Origin of the sequence: Psychroflexus salis (assembly GCF_014640175.1) — a bacterium.
Classification (GTDB): Bacteria; Bacteroidota; Bacteroidia; order Flavobacteriales; family Flavobacteriaceae; genus Psychroflexus; species Psychroflexus salis.
In genome coordinates this window covers 80,566-98,380 of sequence record NZ_BMGL01000013.1, presented here as the reverse complement: position 1 = coordinate 98,380, position 17,815 = coordinate 80,566, and the positions used below count along the sequence as shown (strand labels likewise).

Sequence of the window (17,815 nt, the reverse complement as noted above, 5' to 3'; positions counted from 1 at the left end):
TAATTATATTTACAAAATGATATTAATTACAGGAACAACCGGTTTAGTAGGGACTCATTTATTAGCAACTTTACTTAAAAATGAAGCAGCTAAATCCATTCGTGGATTGTACAGAACTGAGCGTAAAAAAGCCTTTGCTTTACAAGTTATACAAAGAGTTTACGGCGAAAGTATATTTAATTTAGCTCAACATATAGATTGGCAAAAAGCAGATATTAACGATGTTACGACTTTAGATGAAGCTTTTACAAACGTAGATTGGGTGTATCATTGTGCTGGGTTGGTTTCTAATAGTCCATCTTTACGCCACAAACTTAGAAAGGTAAATATTGAAGGTACTGCAAATTTGGTTAATTTTTCTATTGCTTATAAGGTTAAAAAGTTCTGCCATGTGAGTTCAATTGCAACTTTAGGGAAAGAAAAGAATAATGCTCTAATTACCGAAGAGTCTTATCGCGAAAACCTGAATAATTCCAGTTACTATAGTATTGCTAAATATGGGGGCGAAATGGAAGTTTGGCGTGCTTCTCAAGAAGGCTTGCCTGTAGTTATAGTTAATCCAGGTGTTATTTTAGGTGCAGGATTTTATACTGAAGGTTCAGGTGAATTGTTTTCTCAAGCACAAGGTAATTTCCCTTTTAAAATTGATAAAATAACAGGTTTTGTAGGTGTAAGAGATGTTGCAGAAATTATGATTTTACTAATGCAATCTGAAGTTACTAATGAACGCTTTATTGTAGTTGATGAAAATTTAAGAATGAGTAAAATTCAATTTTTAATAGCTCAGCAACTTGGTAAAAAACTTCCAAAAGTTAAACTAAAAAAATGGATGGTATATCTTTATTGGTTTACGGAGGCTTTGGTAGCAATCTTCACCCGTAAAAAAAGAAAACTTAGTTTCGATGTGATTGCCACTTTATTGCAAGACCGTTTATACAGCAACCAAAAGTTAAAATCTGTTTTGAATTTTGAGTTTACACCTATAGAAAGAGTAATAAAAGATGCTTGTTTGGACTTTCAAAAGGCAGATGATCCTTACTAATTTTGAAGGTTTAAAAAATGATGAGTATCTGATTTAAAAAGTAGACTTATTTCAACAATAAGAAAAAGATTTTACACTTCATATATGCTGTTTGGCTTGATTTTAGGTGTTTAATTTAATCTAGGCCAAAAATTTCATTTACGATTTAAACTGTCCTTTTCTCGATTAAGCTCTTTTTTTATTCTTTCTGTACTGTCGATTTTACGTCTTTTTTCTTCTACTCTTTGCTTAATTTTCTCTATGTTGGTTTTTACATTTTCGTAAATTTCTGTGTTTTGCTCGTATAGTGAATTGTAGTATTCAATATTCTTTGCCAAGTTAGCGCTATCAATATCATGTTTTTCATAAATAAAATCGGGTAAACTTATTTGTAAATTATCTATCCTAAAGTTGTTAACGCTAATCATTGCGTCTAGCACAACTAAATCGGTTAAAATGGCTTCCATTTTAGCTGGACTTAATAAGGGATTTGGCTTTTTAGGTGTTTTTAAATCTTGGCAAGACGTAAAAATTAAAACAAAAACTACTACAAAAATGTAACTACGCATAAATTACCTATTAAAACTTAATCTTTCTGCTTTATAATTTTTGGGCAATTTAGGGAATTTAAAATTTTCGTAAACTAAATTTCCATTTACAAACGTGTGTGTTACACGAGAGCGGAATGTTGTACCTTCAAAAGGAGACCACCCGCATTTACTATAAATATTATCTTTTTGCACCGTCCAAGGCGCATTTAAGTCTACTAAAACTAAGTCAGCAAAATAACCTTCTCTAATGTAGCCACGTCGGTTTATATCGAAAAGAATAGCTGGATTATGGCAAGCTTTTTCTACTATTTTAGTAAGTTTAATTTTCTTTTGATGATGCATTTCGAGCAAAGCGACTAAAGCATGTTGAACCAAAGGGCCACCACTGGGCGCATTTAAATAGTTGTTGTTTTTTTCTGCTAAAGTATGTGGTGCGTGGTCGGTTGCTAATACATCTATATAATCTTCATTTAAAGCTTTTAGTAAAGCTTTTTGATCCTTTTCAGATTTAACTGCAGGATTCCATTTAATTTTTGTTCCTTTTTTATCGTAATCTTTATCGTTAAACCAAAGATGATGTATGCAAACTTCTGCCGTTATTTTTTTGTTTTTCAAAGGGATTTTATTGCTAAATTGAGTTAATTCTTTTGCTGTAGAAAGATGAAAAACATGTAATCTTGCTCCTGTTTTTTTGGCCAACTTTATTGCTTTAGAAGAAGATAAGTAACAGGCTTCTTCGCTGCGTATCTCTGGATGTGCTGAAATTGGAATATTTTCTTCGCCATATTTTTCAATATATAGCTGAGTGTTTTTTTGAATTGTGGCTTCATCTTCGCAATGCGTAGAAATAATTACAGGCGAATTTTTAAAAATTTCTTCTAGAGCTTTTTCATTGTCTACTAGCATATTTCCAGTAGATGAGCCTAAAAATAATTTTAATCCGGCTATGGTTTTAGGGTTTATTTTTTTTATTTCTTCTAAATTCGTGTTAGTGCCACCAAACATAAAAGAATAATTAACCAAGGCATCTTTTTCAGCAATGGCAAACTTTTTTTCAAGTAGTTCTAGGGTGGTAGATTGTGGGTTGGTATTTGGCATTTCGATAAACGAAGTAATACCTCCAGCAGCTGCGCTAATCGAGCCTGTTTTAATAGTTTCTTTATGGGTTAAGCCAGGTTCTCTAAAATGTACTTGATCATCAATTAAGCCAGGCAGTAAATATTTTCCTTCTGCATCGATTACTCGAATTGAATTTGATTTTAAACTGATAGATGAAGAGATTTCTTTTATAATTTGATCATCAATATAAACATCTCCATCAAAAATGGAATTTTCGTTTACTATCTTGGCATTTTTAATTAGTGTTTTCATTGTTATTGAATTCTACCGAATATACTTTTTAGTTTTAAATAAATTACGCCCAAAACGGCTTCATAAATAATTGCTCCATCCATTTTCGATTTTCCTAGTTTGCGTTCTGTAAAGATAACAGGAACTTCCTTGTACGAAAATCCTAAGGCTAAAGCCTTAAATTTCATTTCAATTTGAAATGCATATCCGACAAATTGAATTTTTTTAAGATTAATTTGTTGTAATACTTCTTTTTTATAGCAAATAAAACCAGCTGTACTGTCTTTAATAGGTATTCGCATTAAGTAACGAACATATTTAGAAGCAAACCAAGAAATTAAAATTCGTTTCATGGGCCAGTTTACAACATTTACACCTTTTACATATCGAGAACCAATTGCAAAATCGTAATTTTCATCTCTACAAGCTTTTAACAGCTTTTTTAAATCTTTTGGATTGTGAGAAAAATCAGCATCCATTTCAAAAATGTAGTCGTAATCATGGTTTAAGGCCCAAGTAAAACCAGCTATATAAGCTTGACCCAATCCGTCTTTTTTGGCTCTACTTAGTAAATGTAATCGGTGCTCAAATTCCTTCGTATTTATCAGTTCTTGTGCAATATTTCCAGTACCATCAGGACTATTATCGTCTACAATTAATACATGAAAATCCTTGTATTTTAATAAAACACGTCGAACAATAAAATCGATGTTTTCTTTTTCATTGTAAGTTGGAATGATAACTAAATTCAATACGGCTTATTTTTGCAAAGGTAAGTTTTTGAATTAAAAATTACATTGTAATCTTTTAGATAGTTTACATTTGTGATAGTTTAAATGATATGATAGAACGAGTTTCAGACAGTCTTTATTTTTTACATTTTATCTTCTTAGCTATTTTTATTGGCATCGTTGTTTTAAAAGAAGTGAATGCTTTTTGGTTTAAAAAATTTATACAACTAGGTTGGTCCACCGATTATTTAAAATTGGTTTTTACTTCGCCCAAAAAAGATAGAAGTTTTATCAATTTACTGCTTTTTTTATCAACTATTATAATTAGTCTTTCTTATCAATTTATCCATCAGGCTTTAAATGAAAATGCTATTGTTTTTAATTTAAAATCGAGCTTGTTTACCTTAAGTTACATTTTGGGTTTTTTGTTGTTCAAATATTTAATTCAAAAAAGTATTGCTTACTTATTCAATGTAAAGAAAGTTTTAAACAATTATGTAGAATTAAAGCTCAATTTGTTTTGTTATTTTGGATTATTGATGTTTGTACCTTTGCTTTTATTAGTTTATACTGAATTAAATTCCTTATTTATAGTGATAATTTATGGAGTTTTTGTAGGCTTTTACATATTAAAAATAGCACAATTCTTGCTTAAGTCAAGAAGTTTAATTGCGCGTCATTTGTTCTATTTTATTTTGTACATTTGCAGTCTTGAAATAATACCTATATTATTTATAATTAGGTATTTGAAATAAGCTACAAACTGCTATAAATACTTGTTTATGAAAGTGAAAACTATTTTAATTTCACAACCAGAGCCTAGAGTTGAAAACTCTCCTTATGCCGAATTAGAAGATAAACTCAAAGTAAAAATTGATTTTATTCCTTTTATTCATGTAGAAGGAGTAGATACTAAAGAAGTACGACAGCAAAAAATAGATTTAAAAAATTTTTCCGCAATAGTTTTAACTAGCCGTAATGCGGTTGATAATTTTTTTAGAATTGCTAACGAAATGCGTTATGAAGTTCCTGATACATTAAAATATTTTTGTCAAAGTGAAGCTGTTGCTTATTATCTGCAAAAATATGTGGTGTATCGTAAACGTAAAATTTATGTGGCAAAACGTACTTTTCAGGATTTAATAGATATTATTAAAAAACATAAGTCTGAAAATTTTTTGTTACCATCATCAGATGTTTTAAAACCGAATGTGCCTAAACAGCTCGATAAATTAAAATTAAATTGGTCTAGAGCAATCTTATACAGAACGGTTGTCAGCGACCTGTCTCATCTTAAAGATGTTACCTACGATGTTTTAGTGTTTTTTAGCCCTAGCGGAATTAAATCTTTATTCGAAAATTTTCCAGATTTTGAACAAAGAAATACTAAAATTGCTGTTTTTGGAAATACGACTATAAAAGCAGCTAAGGAACATGGTTTAAAGGTTAATATTAAAGCACCAACACCAGAGACTCCGTCTATGACAATGGCACTCGAAAAGTTTATAAAACAAGCAAAATAAAATTAGCTAACCCGTTTAGTTGAAACACCCTAAAACAAAACGCCTAAGTTAACAGAACTTAGGCGTTTTTTTGTGAAACCGATTCTAATAATCTATTTATAATCAGACTTCAATTAGCACTCTTCTGTATATTCAGTTTATAAATAGAGAATATTGCTTACATTTAAACATTAATTCAACACCATGCGGAAAGACTTTAATTTGCTTAATTTGTTTTTTATGGTTGGCTTATTTTTGAATATATTAGCCCTACAATCTCAAAATATGACTTACTTAGCTTTAGGCGATTCGTACACCATTGGTGAAGCAGTTGAAACTCAAAAAAACTGGCCCAACGTCTTAACTAAACAATTAGAAGCCGATGGCTTTAGCCTTCAAAAACCCAAAATTATTGCGGTAACCGGATGGCGAACAGACGAACTTATAAGTGCAATAGAAAAAGAAAATTTAGCAAAAAAGTACGATTTGGTCTCCTTACTTATAGGAGTGAACAACCAATATCAAAAAAAAGATATTAACCAATATAAAAATGAATTTGAACATTTAATTCAAATAGGTTTATCAAAATCTAAATATAATGCACAGGGTATGTTTGTTGTTAGCATTCCAGATTATGGAGTGAGTGATTTTGCTAAAAAAAAAGAGCTCCAAAAGGTTGCTGAAGAAATAGCTACTTATAACAAAATAGCAAAACAAATCGCAGAAAAATATAATATTGTTTTTTACAATATAACACCTATATCAAAATCGATTGAAGGCAATAAAAGTATGTTTGCTGAAGATAAATTACATCCTAGTGCTGAGCAATATCAACTTTGGGTTGATGTTTTTTATGAAAAAGTAAAAAATCAATTACAGACTTTAGTGAAGCAATAGCAATCAACTTAAATTTTTCATTTATTTAGAATTTAATAATGAAAGAAGATTTTTTACATTACATATGGAAATTTAAAAAGTTTAAAAGCCATCAATTACAAAGCCTTGATGGCGAAATAATTTCAATTATAAATTCAGGATTGCACAATCAGCATGCATCTGGTCCTGATTTCTTTAATGCACAAATGTACATTGGCGAGCAGCATTGGGCTGGAAATGTAGAAATTCATATAAAATCTTCAGATTGGTACGCACACGGACATGAAAAAGATACTGCATATCAAAACGTAATTTTGCATGTTGTTTGGGAGCATGATATGGATATTTACAGAACAGATGAAACTAAAATACCAACATTAGTCTTAAAACCTGTAATAGAAAATTCAGCTGAAAATAATTATCGTCGATTAATGCAAAGTCAACTTAAATGGATCAACTGCGAAACAGCTTTTCATACTTTCGATGAAATAAAAGTAAAATCATGGTTAACACGCGTTTTTGTTGAGCGTTTAGAACAGAAATCAGGTTTTATACAAGAAATGTTGGGCACATCAAAAAATAATTGGAACGAAGTTTTGTTTTTAATGTTAGTCAAAAATTTTGGTTTAAAATCTAATGGAGAAGCCTTTTTGTCGCTTGCAAAATCAATTCCTTATCAAGTACTTCAAAAGACAGCTCACAATCAGTTTCAGTTGGAATCTTTGTTATTAGGTCAGGCTCGTTTGTTAGACAATTCTAATATACAGAATTCATATTACTCAGAGTTACAAAAAGAATTTGCGTATTTGCAACAAAAATTTCAACTAAAGGATAAATCGGTTTTGCCAGTTCAATTTTATGGAGCAAGGCCAACTAATTTTCCAACAATTCGCTTAGCTCAATTGGCAAGTTTGTTTCACCAACAGCAACACCTTTTTGGAGCCTTAATTGAATGCAAAACCAGAGCCGAAATAACAAAACTTTTTAAAATTGAACTCTCTAGTTTTTGGCAATCGCATTATACTTTCGAAAAAGTAAGTAAGCCAAGAAAAAAACAGCTGAGTAAAAGCTTTATCGATTTACTAATTATTAACACACTTGTACCAATTCAATTTTCATTTGCTAAATTTACAAACAATTTAAAGCTAGAAAATTCCAGTATTAATTTACTAACCAGTTTGGCTGTAGAAAATAACAGTATAGTAAATAAATTTAATTCTTTAAAAAATAATACTGCGGTTAATGCCTTGGAATCTCAGGCTTTAATTCAATTAAAACAAAACTATTGCGATAAAAACAAATGTTTGCAATGTAATTTAGGAATCGATTTACTAAGAAGATGATACAAAACATACGTTACTTTTTCGAACGCCATGGATTTTACGTAAGCACACGACTTGCCGACCGACTTGGAATGAAAGTAAAATCTGTAAGATTGTTTTTTATTTATGTCTCATTTGCCACTTTCGGTTTTGGTTTCGGGTTATATTTAACCATTGCTTTTTGGTTAAAACTAAAAGATTTAATTTATACAAAACGAACTTCCGTTTTTGATTTGTAGCAATTATTAAAGCTCTAAGTTTACTTTTAAAATCAATTTCCAACCTTATAACATCATTAAATTTTAACTTGAAGTATTGATTCAAAGAAAAATACTTTAAAAGCACAAGTATTTTTTGCATATTGCACGCAATTCTATCTCTACAAAGCTAAATTTTATGAAGAATATTAAATTTTTATTATTTTTAATTTCAACAATACTTACAGTATCATCTGTTTATTCGCAAGAATTAGAAGTAGATGTAAAACTCATTAACCCATCATCTGAGATTGACGACGCTATAATACAACTTCGTGTTTTAAATGGAGAAGAGCCTTTTACCTACAAATGGTCTAAGGAAGATGTAAAGTTAAATTCATCTAGTGCTTTAGATTTAGTTGAAGGAATACCGTATTCAGTTACTGTTACTGATGCTAAAGGAAAGACTTTTAAAGGAGAATTTACAATTGAAGCAGAATCCATAGCAGAACATTTTAATGGTACGTTTAAGCCTATTGTTGCTGGTTTGGGAGAAGTTTTATTTTGGGATCCATTTGCAGCCGTTGGAATATACGATCCGATTGTTTATAAAGATTTTGAACAAATTTTTGCACCTGGTTGGAATGCTGATACCCAAGAAAAATTTAAACTCGAAAAATGGTTAGTACAAGATGGTGCGAAAGTTAAAAAAGGAGAAAAAATAGCTTTATTAAGTAGAGGTAGCCTTGGAGATGTAGAAATTGAAGCTCCTGTAAATGGAACTTTAAAGCAGTTAAACAAAACAGGTGAGTTTGTTTACAATCCAGAAAACAAAAAACATGTTATCGAAACTAATGCGCATTTGTTTGCAAGAATTAAGTATGCTGATCAAGTTGTATTAACCCATCCTAATGGCAATCCTGTAAAAAACCAGATTCCTTTCATCGTTATTTGGTTAATTTTTGGTGCTGCATTCTTTACTATTCGAATGGGCTTCATTAATATTCGCGGATTTAAACACGCATTGCAACTTGCTAAAGGAAAATACGATGAACCTGGCGCACCTGGCCGAATTACACATTTTCAAGCACTAGCCACAGCTGTTTCTGCAACTGTAGGTTTAGGAAATATTGCTGGTGTTGCAGTTGCTATTTCTTTAGGAGGTGCTGGTGCTACTTTTTGGATGGTTGTAGCTGGTTTACTCGGTATGTCTTCCAAATTTGTAGAGTGTACTCTTGGTGTAAAATATCGATTTATAAGTAAAGAAGGAAGGATTTTTGGTGGACCGATGAATTACCTACGCCATGGTTTAGAAAAAAGAAATCTTGGTAAATTAGGAGCTTTTTTAGCAGGATTTTTTGCTATTCTAGGAATAGGCGCTTCATTTGGTGGTGGTAATATGTTTCAATCCAACCAGTCTTTCGAAATATTATCCAATCAAATTCCATTTTTAGTTGGCAAAGGTCCATTGTTTGGAGTTGTTTTAGCTATTTTAGTTGGTGTTGTAATCATTGGTGGAATTAATAGTATTGCAAAAGTAACGGGTAAGGTAGTTCCTATTATGGCAGCAGTTTATGTAGTGGGTGCGCTTATTGTAATTGGTATAAATATAGATAACATAGGTCCAGCTTTTAATGCAATTATTTCTGGTGCATTCAGCCCAGGTGCTTTAAAAGGTGGTTTTATAGGTGTATTGGTTGTAGGTTTTCAAAGAGCTGCATTTTCTAACGAAGCAGGAGTTGGTTCTGCTGCCATCGCACACTCAGCTGCAAAAACAAATCATCCGCCTTCTGAAGGTTTTGTAGCTTTGCTAGAACCATTTATAGATACTGTTGTTGTTTGTACCCTAACGGCCTTGGTGTTAATATTTACTGGTAAACACGAATTAACAGGAGTTTCTGGTGTAGAACTAACTTCTTCTGCCTTTGGTAGTGTAATTTCTTGGTTCCCTTATGTATTATCTGTAGCCGTATTCTTGTTTGCATTTTCAACTATGATTTCTTGGTCTTACTACGGAATGCGTTCTTGGACATATATCTTTGGAAAAAGCAGTCGCTCCGAATTAATTTATAAACTATTATTTTTATTATTCGTTGTTTTAGGAGCATCTGTAAGTTTAGGAGCTGTATTAGATTTTTCAGACATGATGATTTTAGCTATGTCATTCCCTAATATAATTGGGTTATACATCTTATCTGGAGAAGTTAGAACCGATTTAAAAGAATACCTTGTGAAACTTAAATCAGGTAAGTTGTATACCCGATCATAAATATAAAAAAATGAAGTTTTGGAAATCTCATTTCGATTTGAGTACTGCTCAGCGGAATGGGATTTTATTTTTGGTCTTTATTTTACTCGCTTCTCTAGCGTTCCAGTTTTTTTGGTTTCTTCCAAATACAAAGAGTACAGCATTTGCTTTTTCTGAAGAAGATAAACTCAACCTGCAGCATCAATTAGACTCATTGCAGCAAGCTTCAAATAAAGCTAATGAGCCTAAAATTTATCCTTTTAATCCAAACTATTTAAAAGATTATAAAGCTTATCAACTAGGTATTTCAGTTGAAGAATTTAATCGTCTACAAAAATTTAGAGACGACAGTAAATGGATTAATTCTGCAGCAGATTTTAAAGAAGTCACACAAATTTCAGATAGTCTATTACTTAAAATTGAACCTTATTTTAAGTTTCCAGACTGGGTTACTGCCAAAGAAAAAAGAGCAGCTGAAGTGAAGAAATATCAATCTCAATTAAAAACCTATGCTCAAAAACAAAATTTAAATGTTGCAACAGAAACACAATTACAGCAAATTTCTGGAATTGGCCAAGTTTTAGCAAAACGGATTGTTAGGAGAAGAACTAAAATAGGGGGTTTTTTAAACGATATTCAACTTAAAGATATATGGGGTTTAAACTACGAAACTAGAGCGAAATTACTTGAAGAATTTACTGTTAAATTAAAAGTTGAACCAAAAAAAATCGATATTAATTCTGCTAGTGTAGTGCAATTATCAGAAATTCCTTATTTCGATTACGAGCTAGCTAGAGAGATTGTTCATTTTATAAAAGTAAGACAAGGGATTTCTAGTTTTGAAGAATTATCAAAAATCTATGATTTTCCAAGCGATAAAATTGATAGAATTAAATTATATTTGGAAATAAATGAGTAATCTATAATTTGAAAATCTAATTATTCAACATTTCTAAACAAACATACAATGAATTTATATTTTACAGAAGAACACAATTTATTTAGAGAAAGCTTACGTAATTTTTTAAAAAAAGAAGTTGTTCCCCATTTAGATAAGTGGGAAGAAACAGGAACTATCGACCGATTTATTTGGGAGAAATTTGGTGAAATGGGGTTTTTTGGTGTTAATTACCCAGAAGAGTATGGTGGTATGAATTTAGATTTATTTTATACCGTAATTTTACTGGAAGAATTACAACGCATCAATTCTGGTGGATTTGCAGCTGCTATTTGGGCACATGCGTATCTAGCAATGACGCATTTAAATGCAGAAGGTTCTGAAGAAATTAAGCAAGAATATTTAGCTAAAAGTATTACGGGAGAAATGATAGGTTGTTTATGCATTACCGAGCCATTTGGTGGGAGTGATGTAGCTGGTATGCGAACTACAGCAGAAGAAACAGACGAACATTTTGTTATAAATGGTTCTAAAACTTTCATAACCAATGGTGTATATTCCGATTATTTAGTAGTAGCAGCTAAGACTAGTCCAGAATTAGGTGCTAAAGGAATGAGTATTTTTCTTTTAGACCGAGATATGTCTGGTATTTCAGCTACTAAATTAAATAAATTGGGCTGGAGAGCTTCCGATACAGCTGAGCTTGCTTTTGACAATGTAAAAGTTCCTAAAAACCGACTAATGGGGGAGAAAAATAAAGGCTTTTCTTACATTATGCAGCATTTCGCATTAGAGCGTTTAATTATGGGAATTAATGCACATGCAAGAGCAGAATACGCCTTAGAGTATGCATTAGATTATATGGACGATCGTATGGCTTTTGGCAAAAAAATTAATGAATTTCAAGCATTGCGTCACAAAATGGCGGAACGTGCCAGTGAAGTTGAAATGGCTAAACAATTTAACTATTCGTTGGTTAAACGCATGATTATGGGCGACTACGTTGTAAAAGAAGCAAGCATGTCTAAGTTACTTTCTACTAAAATTGCAGATGAAACCATTTACGATTGCTTACAAATGTTAGGAGGTTACGGTTATATTGAAGAGTATCCGATGGCAAGAATGTTACGTGATAGCAGACTTGGCCCCATCGGCGGCGGCACTAGTGAAATTTTAAAAGAAATTATCGCCAAAATGATCATTGATAAGAAAGAATACCGTCCAGCGACAAAGTAATGTTTTCCGATTATTTTGGCGAAAATGCTTTTTTGCATCGCCAAAATGATCATTGATAAGAAAGAATACCGTCCAGCGATTAATAAAATTAATATAAAAAAGTGAAGTCTTTAGCTTCGCTTTTTTTTAACTTCAATTTTCCAATTGCAATTATCAAAAAATAATATTGTAGCTAAAATATTGTACTCAGCTTAATATGCTTGAATCTTATATCACTTTATAAATTATATCATTAGTTTTTGATTGAAAAAATAGACCTTTTCAACCATAAGCAAATTGGAATCTAAGAAGTTATGCTTTGATATCTATTGCTATTTTTAATACTTCGATAATATGCTAGCTTTGCTATACTAAGCATTCCTTTGACGTTATGGAAAGCTAAAATGTACATTTTTGAGCTAGTTTATTATTCTAATTATTGTTTGAAGTTGATTATGTATTAGAATGCTTTTATAAAAAGCTTTCCATTTTAGTTTGAATTGCTAAGGCCTTTTCCGCAGCAGCTTCTGCAAAATTTAATTCATTTGAAGCATACAAAATACCTCGAGATGAATTTATTAGTAAACCTATATTTTTGTTTAAACCATACTTGCAAACTTCTTCTAAACTTCCGCCTTGCGCACCAACACCAGGCACTAATAAAAACGACTCTGGGATTATTTTTCTTACTGCTTGAATATGTTCGGTTTGTGTGGCACCAACAACATACATTAACCGATCTGCATTTTGCCAAGTTTGAGAAGTTTGAATAACTTCTTCAAAAAGTTTTGTTTTTGTTTCTTCTGTATTTAGGAATTGAAAATCTTTTGATCCTGCATTAGACGTTAAAGCTAATAAGATACAGTGCTTATTTTTAAAAGTTAAAAAAGGCTCAACAGAATCTTTTCCCATATAAGGGGCGATGGTAATTGAATCGAAATTCAATTCTTCAAAAAATGCTTTTGCATACATTTTAGAAGTATTGCCAATATCTCCTCGTTTAGCATCAGCTATAGTGAAATGTTCAGGATACTTTTCATTTAAATACAAAATAGTATCCTTTAAGGCTTTATAACCTTCTAAGCCATGTGCTTCATAAAATGCTAAGTTAGGTTTGTAGGCTACACACAAATGATGAGTTGCATCTATAATTTGCTTATTAAATTCAAATATAAAATTATTAGACTTCAATAAATGTGGTGGCATTTTATCTACATCAGGATCGAGACCAATGCATAAAAATGATTTTTTCAGTTTAATTTGTTGAATTAAATCTTGAATTTTCATGTTATAATGAATCTGATAATTGTTTCATTTTTTCAGTATTATCCACCAATTTTAATTCATCAATAATCTTTTGTATATCACCACCATTTATAATATTATCAAGATCGTATAAGGTTAAATTTATTCGGTGATCGGTAACTCTACCTTGTGGATAATTATAAGTTCTAATTTTAGCACTTCGGTCGCCACTTGTTACCATATTTCCACGCTTTTCTGCATCTTCAGCTTGTTTTTTAGCGAGTTCCATTTCGTATAATCGGGAACGCAAGACTTTAAATGCCTTTTCTTTGTTTTTATGTTGCGATTTTTGATCTTGACACTGAGCTACAATTCCTGTAGGTTCGTGAGTTAGCCTTACAGCGGAGTAGGTAGTGTTTACCGATTGACCACCTGGTCCAGAAGAACAAAAATAATCAATACGCACATCTTTAGGATCTACTTCAACATCAAACTCTTCAGCTTCAGGAAAAACCATTACTGTGGCTGCACTAGTGTGCACTCTACCTTGGGTTTCGGTTTGTGGTACACGTTGTACGCGATGTACGCCAGCTTCGTATTTTAATGTTCCATATACATCTTGGCCAGATACTTCAAATTGAATTTCTTTGTAGCCGCCATTTGTTCCTTCACTGTAATCTACAGTACTTACATTCCATCCTTTACTATCGCAGTATTTTGTAAGCATTCTAAAAATATCACCTGCAAATATACTAGCTTCATCTCCGCCAGTACCAGCTCTTACTTCAACAACTGCATTTTTACTATCTTCAGGATCTTTTGGAATAAGCATCATGCGTATTTCTTCTTCCAAAGCTGGAAGTCGTTCTTTAGCTTCATCCATTTGTAACTTAGCCATATCTAACATTTCTGCATCGCTACCATCGCTAATTATTTCTTCAGCTTCTTCAATATTGTTTACTAAATTGAGGTATTCATCTCGCTTTAGCATTAAATCCTTTAAATCTTTGTATTCTTTCGATAAATCAACATATCGCTTTTGATCGCTAATTATTTCAGGTTGAATTATTAAGTCGTTTACTTCGTCGAAACGTTGTTTTACAATATTGAGTTTATCTAACATGAATAAAATTTAATGAGCAAATTTAAGGAATAAAACGCACACGCTCGCATTTGCGTTTACAATTCAATTAAAATTCCAACTCCAATTTGTTGTTTCCATTGTATTTTTGGGCCTTCATCTCTTTCAAGTGCATCTTGATCGGTACTCGTGGTTCGGATATCATCGTCATAACGAATATGAGAGCCAATTCTTGCTTTTATATACTCGTTTACTTTTAGGTCTACAATTAATTCCCAATCCACATCAATATTACCAAAGTTTTTAAAATAATCTGTAAATAAGCTAATTCTGCTAAATAAGATTACATCGTTTAAAACTTCTTTTCTAAACTCATTTTTAATAAGTATACCAGTTTCGTTTCTTATTTTGCTTCCTTTTCTTACTAGGTTTCCTTGGTTGTCTAGTTGTGCTTCACGTACACCAAATGCACCTTGGTTTGCCAAACGTTGATTCAATACGAATGTTGTTTTTTGGGTTAATGGAGATGCATAAAAAATCAATTCTTTTTCGGGTTCAGAAAATTCGGCACCAATACCCAGGAAAAAATACCCAGGTGCCATAATTTGAGAAATACTTTCATCTCGGTTTGGATAATTATATCCTGGTGTAAGTTGGGTTTTAAAACTTGAACGTGCGGTGTAAAACCATTTTGAGCTTTTACTGAATTTGTAACCAAAGGTAGATACCATTTCAAAATCATCGTCTGTTTTTCGCCAATTTTGATTTTCTTGTTTATTAAGACCATAACGAATTATCATTTCATTATTCCATCTTACAAAGCCTTTTTCATAAGTTCTTCTAAACCGAAAATCTGATAATCCAGCAATTGAACTAATACCACCTGCATTCCAGTTTGCGAAGGATACTTGCGTAAAGTCGAATGAAAACCGATTTATTTTTTTCCAAAAACTTTCTGGAGCTTGATTGGGAATTAACAGAGTAGCATTTTCAATTTTGTAGTCACGGTCGGTATAATCTTTAACAAATTCAATTGGTCCACTTTTTTTTATAAAAACGTTAAGAGGTCTTTCTTTAAAAAATAGAGGGTTTCTTTGGGAATTTGCTTTGCTGAAAACCAAACAGATAAAAAAAAAGAAAATTATTTTTTTCATAAATAATCTACTATAAATAAGCTATTTTTTGTTTTATTTTGTGTGTAAATTAAATCTTAGCTTTCTAATTGTTGAGTATAAATTAGATAAAAAAGACTATTTAAAAATCAATATATCTAATAAATAAAACTACCGTGTACAGAATTTATTGTTAGTTTTTTGTGATTTGAAGCTTCTACATGACCAACAATTTGCGCATTTACATTAAATTTCTTTGCAATATCGATAATTTGTTGCGCATTGTTTTTTTCTACATATAACTCCATACGGTGGCCCATATTAAAAACTTGATACATTTCTTTCCAGTCCGTTTCACTTTCTTTTTGAATAAGCTTAAAAAGGGGAGGTGTTGGAAATAGATTATCTTTAATTACATGTAAATTGTCTATAAAATGAAGAATTTTGGTTTGTGCTCCGCCTGAACAGTGAACCATTCCATGAATATCTTTTCTGTTTAATTGTTTAAAGATTTCAGAAACAATTGGTGCATAAGTTCGAGTTGGCGATAAGATTAACTTTCCGACGTTAAGTTTAACATCTTCTAGTAAATCGGTTAAGTTTTTGCTGCCAGCATAAGCAAGGTGTTCTGGTATGGAATGGTCAAAACTCTCAGGATATTTTTCTTTTAATTTTTTGTGCAACACATCGTGTCTTGCCGAAGTTAGACCGTTGCTACCCATGCCACCATTGTATTCGTTTTCGTAAGTTGCCTGCCCAAAAGAAGCTAAACCTACAATTACATCGCCAGCTTTTATGTTTGCATTATCAATTACGTCGTTTCGTTTCATCCTGGCTGTAACTGTCGAGTCTACAATAATAGTTCTAACAAGGTCGCCTACATCTGCTGTTTCACCACCAGTTGAATGTATTTTAACTCCATATGTACTTAAATCTTTTAATAATTCTTCTGTACCATTAATTATAGCTGAAATTACTTCACCTGGAATGATGTTTTTATTTCTCCCGATGGTAGAAGATAGTAGGATAGAATCGGTAGCCCCTACGCAAAGTAAGTCGTCAATATTCATAATTAAGGCATCCTGGGCTATTCCTTTCCATACAGAAATGTCTCCTGTTTCTTTCCAATACATATAAGCTAAAGAAGATTTTGTTCCTGCTCCATCGGCATGCATTACAATGCAATGCTCTTTGCTATTGGTGAGGTGATCTGGTATTATTTTACAAAATGCTTTTGGAAATAGTCCTTTATCTATTTTTTTTATAGCTTGGTGAACATCTTGTTTTTGTGCAGAAACACCACGTTGGGCGTATCTTTCTTTAGGTTCTTGATTCATGATGCAAATTTTCATTGCAAAAGTAAGCTTTGCCTAATAAACAAAATAAATTTAGTAGAATAATCTACTTACTTTAATCATTAAATGCAACTTTAACTTGAAAATTATTCATTATTACAGGTAGTGTTTTAGGTATTATTTCAAGCTTTATTTCAGTTACTTGCCTAAAAGTTTCGAAGTATAATTTGCCATCATATATAGGCTCGTAGCCTGTTTCTTCAGGGCATCGACAAAGTCTTCCGTAGGTTACTTTTGCACGATCTAAGGCTTTGTTATTAAACTGCCTAAAGGTTTTGCTTTTTTCAATTTCAAAGTAAATTACTTCTTGGTATTCTGTATCTGCAAGGTTTATATCTGTCTGTTTATTGTAAGTTATTTTATATAAATGGTAAGTATTCGATTTTTTGAGTTCAGGATATAATTTTCCAGTATCATCTTTTTCTAAGCTTATTTGGGTATCTCTAATTTGTTCAATATTGCAATCACCCCCATCAGGACAACCACTAAATTTAAGGATTCCATTTTCGTAATCAGTTATTTTTTTTGCAGTACAAGAAGATAAAAAAATAAGGAATAAGGCAACCAGTTGAGTAGATTTCATGAATTTATTGTTGTGAGTTGTTTTGCTCACAATAATAAATAAATTGTGATATTTTCAAGCTTAAAATTTGTAGACATAAAGCTACTTTAAATAAAGCTTTGTATGGCCAAAGCATAACTTTGTAATCCAAATCCAGAAATAACACCCAAGGCATTAGGGGCAATAAACGAATGTTTTCTATACTCTTCTCTTGCATATATGTTAGAGATGTGTACTTCAACAACAGGTATTTCAAGTATTTTTATAGCATCAGCTAATGCAATTGATGTATGTGTGTAAGCCGCTGCATTGATCACAATTCCATCTACATTAGTACTAGATTCATGAATTTCAGATATTAACTCACCTTCTATATTGCTTTGAAAATAAGAAAGTTCAACATCTTTAAATTGAAACTGAAGTTCTGAAAAATAATCTTTAAATGAAGTTTTTCCATAAATTTCAGGTTCACGAACACCTAGCATATTTAGGTTTGGACCATTAATAATGTGTATTTTCATTTCTAGGTTGTTTAATTTATAAAAATAG

General features: G+C 31.6%; 18 protein-coding genes. 9 read left to right on the top strand and 9 right to left on the bottom strand.

Translation table 11 applies throughout. The features are described 5' to 3' along the window. The first annotated feature begins 16 nt into the window (after positions 1 to 16). Positions 17 to 1,042 carry an NAD-dependent epimerase/dehydratase family protein gene (locus tag IEV63_RS11470; RefSeq protein ID WP_188406960.1) on the top strand — a complete coding sequence of 342 codons (1,026 nt, stop codon included), beginning with the start codon at positions 17 to 19 and terminating at the stop codon, positions 1,040 to 1,042. Positions 1,043 to 1,176: 134 nt separating this feature from the next. Here IEV63_RS11470 and IEV63_RS11465 read toward each other — a convergent pair whose 3' ends face one another. The 3 genes from IEV63_RS11465 to IEV63_RS11455 are packed head-to-tail and all read right to left on the bottom strand — an operon-like array spanning position 1,177 to position 3,674. Further along, positions 1,177 to 1,590 carry a DUF4296 domain-containing protein gene (locus tag IEV63_RS11465; protein ID WP_188406959.1) on the bottom strand — a complete coding sequence of 138 codons (414 nt, stop codon included), beginning with the start codon at positions 1,588 to 1,590 and terminating at the stop codon, positions 1,177 to 1,179. A gap of 3 nt (positions 1,591 to 1,593) precedes the next feature. Continuing rightward, positions 1,594 to 2,943, bottom strand: a complete 1,350-nt coding sequence (locus IEV63_RS11460; RefSeq protein ID WP_188406958.1) for a dihydroorotase — start codon at positions 2,941 to 2,943, stop codon at positions 1,594 to 1,596. 2 nt (positions 2,944 to 2,945) lie between these two features. Beyond that, positions 2,946 to 3,674 carry a polyprenol monophosphomannose synthase gene (locus tag IEV63_RS11455; RefSeq protein ID WP_188406957.1) on the bottom strand — a complete coding sequence of 243 codons (729 nt, stop codon included), beginning with the start codon at positions 3,672 to 3,674 and terminating at the stop codon, positions 2,946 to 2,948. An 89-nt stretch (positions 3,675 to 3,763) separates the two neighbouring features. Here IEV63_RS11455 and IEV63_RS13150 point away from each other — a divergent pair, with 89 nt between their 5' ends. The 8 genes from IEV63_RS13150 to IEV63_RS11415 all read left to right on the top strand — a co-directional run bounded on the left by IEV63_RS13150 (position 3,764) and on the right by IEV63_RS11415 (position 11,932). Further along, a complete protein-coding gene (locus IEV63_RS13150) occupies positions 3,764 to 4,408 on the top strand; it encodes a DUF4271 domain-containing protein (protein ID WP_188406956.1) in 645 nt (214 codons plus the stop codon). A 27-nt stretch (positions 4,409 to 4,435) separates the two neighbouring features. Then, on the top strand, positions 4,436 to 5,176 hold the full coding sequence (locus tag IEV63_RS11445) for a uroporphyrinogen-III synthase (protein WP_188406955.1): 741 nt from the start codon (positions 4,436 to 4,438) through the stop codon (positions 5,174 to 5,176). A 183-nt stretch (positions 5,177 to 5,359) separates the two neighbouring features. Next, entirely contained in the window at positions 5,360 to 6,052 is a 693-nt protein-coding gene (locus IEV63_RS11440) for an SGNH/GDSL hydrolase family protein (RefSeq protein WP_188406954.1), read from the top strand. 38 nt (positions 6,053 to 6,090) lie between these two features. After that, positions 6,091 to 7,374: a DUF2851 family protein gene (locus tag IEV63_RS11435; protein WP_188406953.1), complete on the top strand. Its 1,284-nt coding sequence runs from the start codon at positions 6,091 to 6,093 to the stop codon at positions 7,372 to 7,374. Then, on the top strand, positions 7,371 to 7,592 hold the full coding sequence (locus IEV63_RS11430) for a PspC domain-containing protein (protein ID WP_188406952.1): 222 nt from the start codon (positions 7,371 to 7,373) through the stop codon (positions 7,590 to 7,592). Before IEV63_RS11435 ends, IEV63_RS11430 begins: the two co-directional genes overlap by 4 nt. A gap of 157 nt (positions 7,593 to 7,749) precedes the next feature. Beyond that, complete coding sequence (locus IEV63_RS11425; protein WP_188406951.1) at positions 7,750 to 9,819, top strand: amino acid carrier protein; 2,070 nt, start codon at positions 7,750 to 7,752, stop codon at positions 9,817 to 9,819. Positions 9,820 to 9,829: 10 nt separating this feature from the next. Then, complete coding sequence (locus IEV63_RS11420; RefSeq protein ID WP_188406950.1) at positions 9,830 to 10,717, top strand: ComEA family DNA-binding protein; 888 nt, start codon at positions 9,830 to 9,832, stop codon at positions 10,715 to 10,717. 48 nt (positions 10,718 to 10,765) lie between these two features. Further along, positions 10,766 to 11,932: an acyl-CoA dehydrogenase family protein gene (locus tag IEV63_RS11415; RefSeq protein ID WP_188406949.1), complete on the top strand. Its 1,167-nt coding sequence runs from the start codon at positions 10,766 to 10,768 to the stop codon at positions 11,930 to 11,932. Positions 11,933 to 12,382: 450 nt separating this feature from the next. Here the strand turns inward: IEV63_RS11415 and pyrF are convergent, their stop codons facing one another. From pyrF to aroQ, 6 genes are all read right to left on the bottom strand, one after another. After that, the gene (gene pyrF / locus IEV63_RS11410) at positions 12,383 to 13,198 is read right to left on the bottom strand and encodes an orotidine-5'-phosphate decarboxylase (protein WP_188406948.1); all 816 of its coding nucleotides are present in this window, start codon (positions 13,196 to 13,198) and stop codon (positions 12,383 to 12,385) included. 1 nt (position 13,199) lies between these two features. After that, complete coding sequence (gene prfA, locus IEV63_RS11405) at positions 13,200 to 14,279, bottom strand: peptide chain release factor 1 (protein ID WP_188406947.1); 1,080 nt, start codon at positions 14,277 to 14,279, stop codon at positions 13,200 to 13,202. Between the two features lie 56 nt (positions 14,280 to 14,335). Then, positions 14,336 to 15,391 (bottom strand): DUF3078 domain-containing protein, encoded by a 1,056-nt coding sequence (locus IEV63_RS11400; protein ID WP_188406946.1) that lies wholly within the window; start codon positions 15,389 to 15,391, stop codon positions 14,336 to 14,338. 116 nt (positions 15,392 to 15,507) lie between these two features. Further along, complete coding sequence (locus IEV63_RS11395; protein WP_188406945.1) at positions 15,508 to 16,686, bottom strand: AIR synthase related protein; 1,179 nt, start codon at positions 16,684 to 16,686, stop codon at positions 15,508 to 15,510. 73 nt (positions 16,687 to 16,759) lie between these two features. Continuing rightward, positions 16,760 to 17,287, bottom strand: a complete 528-nt coding sequence (locus IEV63_RS11390; protein ID WP_188406944.1) for a hypothetical protein — start codon at positions 17,285 to 17,287, stop codon at positions 16,760 to 16,762. 86 nt (positions 17,288 to 17,373) lie between these two features. Next, positions 17,374 to 17,787, bottom strand: coding sequence for a type II 3-dehydroquinate dehydratase (gene aroQ, locus IEV63_RS11385; protein WP_188406943.1), 414 nt, complete (start codon positions 17,785 to 17,787; stop codon positions 17,374 to 17,376). Positions 17,788 to 17,815: the final 28 nt, after the last annotated feature.

Bases quoted from the DNA above. Each gene is read 5' to 3' on its own strand.
- IEV63_RS11395 (WP_188406945.1), bottom strand. From the start codon at position 16,686: ATGAATCAAGAACCTAAAGAAAGATACGCCCAACGTGGTGTTTCTGCA.
- IEV63_RS11465 (WP_188406959.1), bottom strand. From the start codon at position 1,590: ATGCGTAGTTACATTTTTGTAGTAGTTTTTGTTTTAATTTTTACGTCT.
- IEV63_RS11400 (WP_188406946.1), bottom strand. From the start codon at position 15,391: ATGAAAAAAATAATTTTCTTTTTTTTTATCTGTTTGGTTTTCAGCAAA.
- prfA (WP_188406947.1), bottom strand. From the start codon at position 14,279: ATGTTAGATAAACTCAATATTGTAAAACAACGTTTCGACGAAGTAAAC.
- IEV63_RS11425 (WP_188406951.1), top strand. From the start codon at position 7,750: ATGAAGAATATTAAATTTTTATTATTTTTAATTTCAACAATACTTACA.
- IEV63_RS11415 (WP_188406949.1), top strand. From the start codon at position 10,766: ATGAATTTATATTTTACAGAAGAACACAATTTATTTAGAGAAAGCTTA.
- IEV63_RS11440 (WP_188406954.1), top strand. From the start codon at position 5,360: ATGCGGAAAGACTTTAATTTGCTTAATTTGTTTTTTATGGTTGGCTTA.
- IEV63_RS11435 (WP_188406953.1), top strand. From the start codon at position 6,091: ATGAAAGAAGATTTTTTACATTACATATGGAAATTTAAAAAGTTTAAA.
- pyrF (WP_188406948.1), bottom strand. From the start codon at position 13,198: ATGAAAATTCAAGATTTAATTCAACAAATTAAACTGAAAAAATCATTT.
- aroQ (WP_188406943.1), bottom strand. From the start codon at position 17,787: ATGAAAATACACATTATTAATGGTCCAAACCTAAATATGCTAGGTGTT.
- IEV63_RS11420 (WP_188406950.1), top strand. From the start codon at position 9,830: ATGAAGTTTTGGAAATCTCATTTCGATTTGAGTACTGCTCAGCGGAAT.
- IEV63_RS11445 (WP_188406955.1), top strand. From the start codon at position 4,436: ATGAAAGTGAAAACTATTTTAATTTCACAACCAGAGCCTAGAGTTGAA.
- IEV63_RS11470 (WP_188406960.1), top strand. From the start codon at position 17: ATGATATTAATTACAGGAACAACCGGTTTAGTAGGGACTCATTTATTA.
- IEV63_RS11390 (WP_188406944.1), bottom strand. From the start codon at position 17,287: ATGAAATCTACTCAACTGGTTGCCTTATTCCTTATTTTTTTATCTTCT.
- IEV63_RS11430 (WP_188406952.1), top strand. From the start codon at position 7,371: ATGATACAAAACATACGTTACTTTTTCGAACGCCATGGATTTTACGTA.
- IEV63_RS13150 (WP_188406956.1), top strand. From the start codon at position 3,764: ATGATAGAACGAGTTTCAGACAGTCTTTATTTTTTACATTTTATCTTC.
- IEV63_RS11460 (WP_188406958.1), bottom strand. From the start codon at position 2,943: ATGAAAACACTAATTAAAAATGCCAAGATAGTAAACGAAAATTCCATT.